This is a genomic window from Candidatus Planktophila sp. (genome assembly GCF_044232745.1).
In the GTDB taxonomy this organism is placed as follows: Bacteria; Actinomycetota; Actinomycetes; order Nanopelagicales; family Nanopelagicaceae; genus Planktophila.
The window spans coordinates 1-6,799 of the sequence record NZ_JBIILI010000014.1 but is presented as its reverse complement, the minus strand read 5'-3'; the positions used below and the strand labels follow the sequence as shown (position 1 = coordinate 6,799).

Genomic DNA, 6,799 nt, shown 5'->3' with positions numbered 1-6,799 from the left:
GACCCAATAGGTCAAAGAGGCAGAATTCAATGTCACGAAGGTTTGCTGTGTAATGGCTCATGGCGTAATTGTGCTACCCACCAGTAACTTACGCAAGGTTATGAGCGTATTTCGCTCCCATGCCTACCCCCCACATTCCTATAGGCTCACGCCGTGTTACTTAGCGATCGCGATATCCGCGCAGAGATAGAAGCAGGCCGAGTCGGCTGCGAGCCTTTCCACGAGGCGATGATCCAGCCATCATCTGTAGATGTGCGCCTGGACAAGTTCTTCCGAGTTTTTGAAAACCACAAGTACAGCGTGATCGATCCTTCCATCGAACAACCAGAGCTAACGCGCGAAGTTGTTGCCGAAGGCGACGAGCCATTTATCTTGCACCCAGGTGAATTCGTCTTGGCAAGCACATACGAAGTAATCACATTGCCCGATGACATCGCAGGCCGCCTAGAAGGAAAGTCTTCTCTAGGTCGTCTGGGCTTGCTCACACATTCAACTGCTGGCTTTATTGATCCAGGATTTAGCGGTCACATCACTCTTGAGCTTTCCAATGTTGCCAACCTGCCCGTTAAGTTGTTTGCGGGCATGAAAATTGGGCAACTATGTCTCATCAAACTCTCATCTCCCGCTGAGCATCCATACGGCAGCGAGAAGTACGGTTCTAGGTATCAAGGTCAACGCGGCCCAACGCCTAGCCGCTCATTTTTAAACTTCCATAAATCCAAAATTAATTAAGTGTCGGAAATAAACCGACAGAAAGCGCGGTTTAATTGGGTATGAAAACAATCATCGTTCTAGGCATTGTTGCTCTTATCGCTGTCTTTATCATCGCTCAATACAACCGTTTGGTTCGCTTGAACATCACAGTAGATGAAGCATGGGCACAGATCGAGGTTCAGTTAAAGCGCCGCGCAGATTTGATTCCTAACTTAGTTGAAACAGTTAAGGGATATGCAAAGCACGAACAATCAACATTCGATGCTGTTGTCACAGCGCGCGCGAAAGCTACAACAGCAACAACTGTTGCAGACACTGCAGCCGCTGATGGAATGCTTACACAAGCGTTGCGTGGATTGTTAGCTGTCGCCGAGGCTTACCCAGATTTAAAGGCATCAACAAACTTTTTGTCATTACAAGAAGAACTTGCGACAACTGAAAACAAAGTTGCATTCTCACGTCAGTTCTATAACGACAATGTGCGCGAACTCAATACCGCTGTTAAAACCATCCCTAGTAGCTTCTTTGCAGGCCTAGCAAAGGTTTCAGAGCGCGAATTTTATGAGGTAGAAAATCCTGAAGATCGCAATGCTCCAAACGTCTCTTTTAACTAAGAGTACCTAGATGAACTTTAGAACAATGCAAGCGGCTAACCGCCGCAAAACAATTGGTCTGCTTGTTGGCATGGGCGTGCTTATGTGGTGTGTTGTGTACGCAGCACTTACCTACTTTGGTGGCACCGGCGCTGGCATCGTTCCGATTGCTGTTGGTATTGCATTGGTTTCTGTATGGGGCTCCTATTACGGATCTGACAAATTGGTATTAACCATGACTGGTGCCAAGTTGATTCAGGAGTCAGATAATCCAAAGTTATTTGATCTGATTCAAGAAGTGATTATTGCTTCAGGTTTACCAATGCCTAAGGTTGCAATAGTTATTGACAGTGCGCCAAATGCCTTTGCAACTGGTCGAAATCCCGAGCATGCGTTAATCGCATTTACAACTGGAATCTTGGATGCAATGGATCGTGATCAACTGCAAGGTGTTATTGCGCATGAAATGGCGCATGTTGCTAACCGCGACACATTGGTCAGCGCTGTTGCTGCAACTACTGCGGGTGCGATCGCAATCGTCTCTGACATGTTGACCCGCATGATGTTCTTTGGTGGTAGCCGTGATCGCAACCGCGAAGGCGGCGGTAATCCTTTAATGCTAATTATTTCTTTAGTCATTCTTATTCTGGCACCACTAGCTGCGGTCATGCTTAAGTCTGCAATTTCCCGTAAGCGTGAATCTTTAGCTGATGCCACAGCTGTTTCCTTTACGCGAAATCCTGCAGGACTTCGTTCGGCACTAGAAGTACTGGCCGCAGATTCAACAGTTGTGCAGCAACGCTCAACCGCTGTTGCCCATATTTGGATTGAATCACCATTAGATTCAAAATCTGTATCAAAACTGTTTTCTACCCACCCGCCGATTGCAGAGCGAATTGCGGTTCTTAAATCAATGGAGTCGCTAGCTTAAATAAAGTCTGGGTTAATTCTTGAAGTGCAGCGTAAATGTTGCGCCCTTACCTGGCTCTGAAACCACCGAAACAGTTCCTCCATGGGCCTTCATAACCTCATCAACAATAGAAAGCCCTAAACCACTGCCGTCATTGCTGCTGCGCTGGCGCGAAGTATCTACGCGATAGAACCGTTCAAAGATATGTGCTTGATCCTGTGCTGAAAGCCCGGGTCCTTTATCGGCAACGGTTACAAATGAACCATCTGCTGTTGAATAAGTAGCAACATGAATCGCTGTGCCCACAGGAGTATGCGCGCGTGCATTTGCTAGCAAGTTAGTAACAACCTGATAGATCTTGTCAGCATCACCAACTGTACGAACATCATGGGCGATATCTGAAGTAATTGGATGATCAGGACCTGCAGCGTGCGCTGAAGAAACAGCTTCTTTAATCAGAGTGGAAAGATCGACATCTGTCATTACTAATTCAGGTGATTGATCCATGCGCGCAAGCATCAATAGATCTTCAACCAAAGACCCCATGCGCATCGATTCCTTTTCAATACGCGCTATCAGTTCGCGTGTCTTTTCGCCGTCAGGTACTGCGCCTTGTCGGTGTAGCTCGGCAAAACCACGGATTGATGTCAATGGAGTGCGCAATTCGTGACTAGCATCTGCCACAAAGCGTCGCAGTTTTTCTTCTGATTCAGTACGCGCAGCAAATGATTCTTCAATGCGTGAAAGCATCTGGTTGAGTGAAGTACTTAACCGCCCAACTTCGGTATCTGGCTCAAAGTTTTCTAGACGTGCAGATAAATCCCCGGCAGCAATTTGCCCAGCAGTTACCTGCATCTTTTCAAGTGGTTTCATACTTACTTTAATAACTTGGCGTGATGCAAATGCAATAAACAAAAGGACAAATCCCCCGATAATTAAAAAGACCACACCAATTTGACGCGTTGTTTTATCAAATTCATTTAAGGACTGAGCAACAATTACCGAACCAAGTGATGATGGCAAAACAGTGGTTGCAACACGAAAATCAGCACCGGGTGCTTCGATGGTAAATGGCTTGGATCCAAAGGCTGCCACCTGACCTGGCAACAATCCTCTGACATAGTCAGTGACCTGGTTTGAGTTTAAGTCGCCACCGATTCCACCTATTAGATTGCCAAAGGGATCTAAAACAGTCACAGAGATAGAGGTGGGAACACGATTAAGTGGCGTTGCAGCACGCGCGGTCTGAGGGCTGTCATCATCATCGCGAGCGATACCAGCTTGATCAAGGCGATCAGCGGTACCCGCAACAACACTAAGTAGCTGTTCATCTACTTGGTGAATTAAATAATTTTGTAATAACGCTTGCGAACCAACACCTGCACCAACAAAACCAATTGCAGAAAGTACAAGAACACCAATCGTTAAACGATTACGTAAACTTGAGTTTGCAAGCGGTCTTTCCATATCTACTTAGGCGGCATTCGTAAACGATAGCCGACTCCGCGCACGGTATGGATAAGTGGTGGATCAAATGAATCTACCTTTTTGCGAAGATAGGAAATATAGGTTTCGACAATTCCCATGTCACCACGGAAGTCGTACTGCCACACGTGATCAAGGATCTGTGCTTTTGAAACAACGCGGTCAGCATTGATAATTAAATAACGCAGCAACGCAAATTCAGTTGGTGAAAGATCAAGTAGCTGGCCGGCGCGACGTACCTCGTGTGTTGCTTCATCTAATTCAAGATCAGCAAAGCGCATTCTTTCATCATCAATTTCAATCTGGTCTACACCTGTGCGACGGAGAAGTGCGCGCAGACGAGCAACAAGCTCTTCCAGTGAAAATGGCTTTGTCATGTAATCATCGCCGCCAAGGGTCAGACCCTTAACTTTGTCTTCCATGCCATCTTTAGCTGTAAGAAATAGCACGCCGGTATCGACGCCTTCATTGCGAATCTTCTTACACACTTCAAAACCATCTAGATCAGGCAACATGACATCAAGCACCATTGCATGTGGCTTGAACTCTTCTGCTACACGTAGAGCTTCGGCACCATTAGCTGCGGTGCGGACATCAAAGCCCACAAATCGAAGGCTGGTAGAAATTAACTCGCTGATGCTTGATTCATCATCAACGACGAGAATGCGCTGGGAGTTCTTTTCCTGTGTAGTAGTCATGGCTAGAGAATGCTCTCATAGCCTGAGTCTTTGCTGAGAACGGGGTGAAACTACGCCTAATCTTGCTTGACTGAGCGCAGCAGTACCTGAGCAACATCTAAAACTTCAACAGCAGACTCCTTGGCGTTCATGCCATCGGAAGTCATAACGCGGCAGAAAGGACAAGCAACAGCTAATTCAGTTGCACCGGTATTTATCGCTTCTTCAACGCGGTTGATATTGATGCGTGTGCCAATTTTTTCTTCCATCCACATACGTCCTCCACCAGCGCCACAACAAAATGATCGTTCTTTGTTGCGTGGCATTTCAGTTAATTCCGCGCCAGTTGCTTCCAGAATCTCACGTGGTGGTTGGTAAATCTCATTGTGACGACCCAAGTAGCAAGGATCATGATAAGTCATTGCAGTGTGCGACATCTTGATTGGTATCAAACGCTTTTCGCGCAGCAATTGATTGAGCAATTGTGTGTGGTGAACCATCTCAAGTTCAAAACCTTGTTGTCCGTAATCTCGACCGATTGTTGTAAAGCAATGAGGGCAGGTAACAACAACTTTCTTTTTGCCCTTTGGCCGATCACCAAAAGTCTCTTTAAATGTTTCAATATTTTCTCGTGAAAGAATTTGATACAAGAACTCATTACCGGCACGACGTGCAGGATCACCGGTACATGTTTCCTTCTTGCCCAATACTGCAAAGTTCACACCCGCCATATACAAAAGTTCTGCAACGGCCTTTGTCGTTTTCTTTGCGCGTTCTTCGTATGCACCGGCACAACCAACCCAGAACAAGTATTCGACATCTTCTGGCAATTGACCTTCAATGACATTTACTGGGAAATCACATTCAGCAATCCAGGCTTCACGATCTGTGCGATTAGCACCCCACGGATTTCCGGTCTTTTCAAGGTTTCTAAATGTTCCACCAAGTTCAGATGGAAATTCGGATTCAACCAATACTTGAAAACGACGCATGTTAACGATGTGGTCAATATGTTCGATATCAACTGGGCACTCATTAACACAAGCACCACATGTGGTACACGACCACAAAACATCCAAGCTAATTGGTGAATTTTCCCCAACAAGTGCTTCATTTTCAACGGTTTTAGCAAAGGCGTGATCGCGCATCGCCATGATTAAAAGCTTGGGTGACAATGGTTTTTCAGTATGCCAAGCGGGACATTGTGATTGGCAACGTCCACATTCGGTACACGATGTCATATCCAACAATCCCTTCCAGGATATGTCGGCACGTGTACCTAAACCAAAGACATCATCTTCTTTTGGATCTTCAAAGTTAATTTCTTCGCCATGAGACAACATCGGAGGCAATGCACCCAATGATGATTTTCCATCAGCGTTTCGGCGGTAGTAAATGTTAAACGGAGCCAAGAATCGGTGCCAAGCGATACCCATCGTAAAGTTGGTTGCAATCACAATGAACCAGGCCATTGATCCAACAATCTTGATGGTTGCAACAATTTGGATCCACATAGTTAGCTGTGACAGCGTCATTGACTTAAACATAGAAGCAATAAACCAGGTGGTGATGTAATGGCGATTCCACGCAGTTTCTTCAGAGAGCGCACCTTCTAACCCGCGCAAGGCGATTACGCAGAAAACAATTAGTACAATCGTAAATTCAACGTAGTACGCCTTTGCATTTCCGGAACCAGCAAAACGAGAACGCTTATCACGCAGTCGTGTGACTTGTCGGATACCAATCAATGTCACGATTCCAATACCGGTAGCCCACGCAATCAGCTCGGTGATGTACTCGTAAACCCAGAGGTGACCAATAATTGGCAGTGCAAACTGTGGATCAATCAATTGTCCGTATGCGGTGACCAAGGTTCCGAATAAAACAAAAAAGCCGACCATCACAAACCAGTGCGCAAAACCAACAACAGTAAAGTTGAACATCTTTGTATGACCAAAGATTTCACCAGCTGCCATACGCAAACGCTGCGCTTTGTTATCGCTACGCGTTGGATCTGGTTGACCCTTTTTATAAATACCAATCAGTGATGTAGTGCGGATGGTTAAAAGGACGAGGGCAACAAGGGTGATGCCGTAGGAAAGGCCTGCGAGTGCGAGGTTCATGGGCTCAGGTTATGGCCGCAGCGGGGAATATTCACACACCCTCATGTGTTCAACCTGATGGAAACCTGAGTCGCCACGACTCAACCTTTTGGGTATGATCGACTCAGGTTCAACAGGCCTCGACCCTAAATCAGGCTCGAGCGGGATAAAAGGAGCACACACAATGGCTAGAGCAGTCGGAATCGACCTCGGAACAACTAACAGCTGCGTATCTGTCCTTGAAGGTGGCGAGCCAACGGTTATCGCCAACGCAGAAGGTGCGCGCACTACCCCATCCATCGTGGCATTCGCCAAAAA

The 6,799-nt window shown here is 46.4% G+C and carries 7 protein-coding genes; 4 read left to right on the top strand and 3 right to left on the bottom strand.

Annotated features, from left to right (window positions below; genetic code table 11):
• The first annotated feature begins 153 nt into the window (after positions 1-153).
• The 3 genes from dcd to AC9UGD_RS06000 are packed head-to-tail and all read left to right on the top strand — an operon-like array spanning position 154 to position 2,238.
• Entirely contained in the window at positions 154-732 is a 579-nt protein-coding gene (gene dcd, locus AC9UGD_RS06010; protein ID WP_506626448.1) for a dCTP deaminase, read from the top strand.
• A 41-nt stretch (positions 733-773) separates the two neighbouring features.
• Entirely contained in the window at positions 774-1,328 is a 555-nt protein-coding gene (locus tag AC9UGD_RS06005; RefSeq protein WP_509570915.1) for a LemA family protein, read from the top strand.
• A 10-nt stretch (positions 1,329-1,338) separates the two neighbouring features.
• The gene (locus AC9UGD_RS06000; RefSeq protein ID WP_509570913.1) at positions 1,339-2,238 is read left to right on the top strand and encodes a M48 family metallopeptidase; all 900 of its coding nucleotides are present in this window, start codon (positions 1,339-1,341) and stop codon (positions 2,236-2,238) included.
• A 12-nt stretch (positions 2,239-2,250) separates the two neighbouring features.
• Here the strand turns inward: AC9UGD_RS06000 and AC9UGD_RS05995 are convergent, their stop codons facing one another.
• The 3 genes from AC9UGD_RS05995 to AC9UGD_RS05985 are packed head-to-tail and all read right to left on the bottom strand — an operon-like array spanning position 2,251 to position 6,502.
• The gene (locus AC9UGD_RS05995; RefSeq protein WP_509570912.1) at positions 2,251-3,684 is read right to left on the bottom strand and encodes a sensor histidine kinase; all 1,434 of its coding nucleotides are present in this window, start codon (positions 3,682-3,684) and stop codon (positions 2,251-2,253) included.
• Positions 3,685-3,686: 2 nt separating this feature from the next.
• Entirely contained in the window at positions 3,687-4,400 is a 714-nt protein-coding gene (locus tag AC9UGD_RS05990) for a response regulator transcription factor (RefSeq protein ID WP_509570909.1), read from the bottom strand.
• 56 nt (positions 4,401-4,456) lie between these two features.
• Positions 4,457-6,502 (bottom strand): (Fe-S)-binding protein, encoded by a 2,046-nt coding sequence (locus AC9UGD_RS05985; RefSeq protein ID WP_509570906.1) that lies wholly within the window; start codon positions 6,500-6,502, stop codon positions 4,457-4,459.
• Between the two features lie 163 nt (positions 6,503-6,665).
• Here AC9UGD_RS05985 and AC9UGD_RS05980 point away from each other — a divergent pair.
• Positions 6,666-6,799 (top strand): Hsp70 family protein (locus tag AC9UGD_RS05980; protein ID WP_509570918.1); only part of this gene is annotated, 134 nt, incomplete at its 3' end.

What these genes read in the sequence shown, in the direction of transcription:
- AC9UGD_RS06005 (WP_509570915.1), top strand. Translation starts at nt 774, where the DNA reads ATGAAAACAATCATCGTTCTAGGCATTGTTGCTCTTATCGCTGTCTTT.
- AC9UGD_RS06000 (WP_509570913.1), top strand. Translation starts at nt 1,339, where the DNA reads ATGAACTTTAGAACAATGCAAGCGGCTAACCGCCGCAAAACAATTGGT.
- AC9UGD_RS05995 (WP_509570912.1), bottom strand. Translation starts at nt 3,684, where the DNA reads ATGGAAAGACCGCTTGCAAACTCAAGTTTACGTAATCGTTTAACGATT.
- AC9UGD_RS05990 (WP_509570909.1), bottom strand. Translation starts at nt 4,400, where the DNA reads ATGACTACTACACAGGAAAAGAACTCCCAGCGCATTCTCGTCGTTGAT.
- AC9UGD_RS05985 (WP_509570906.1), bottom strand. Translation starts at nt 6,502, where the DNA reads ATGAACCTCGCACTCGCAGGCCTTTCCTACGGCATCACCCTTGTTGCC.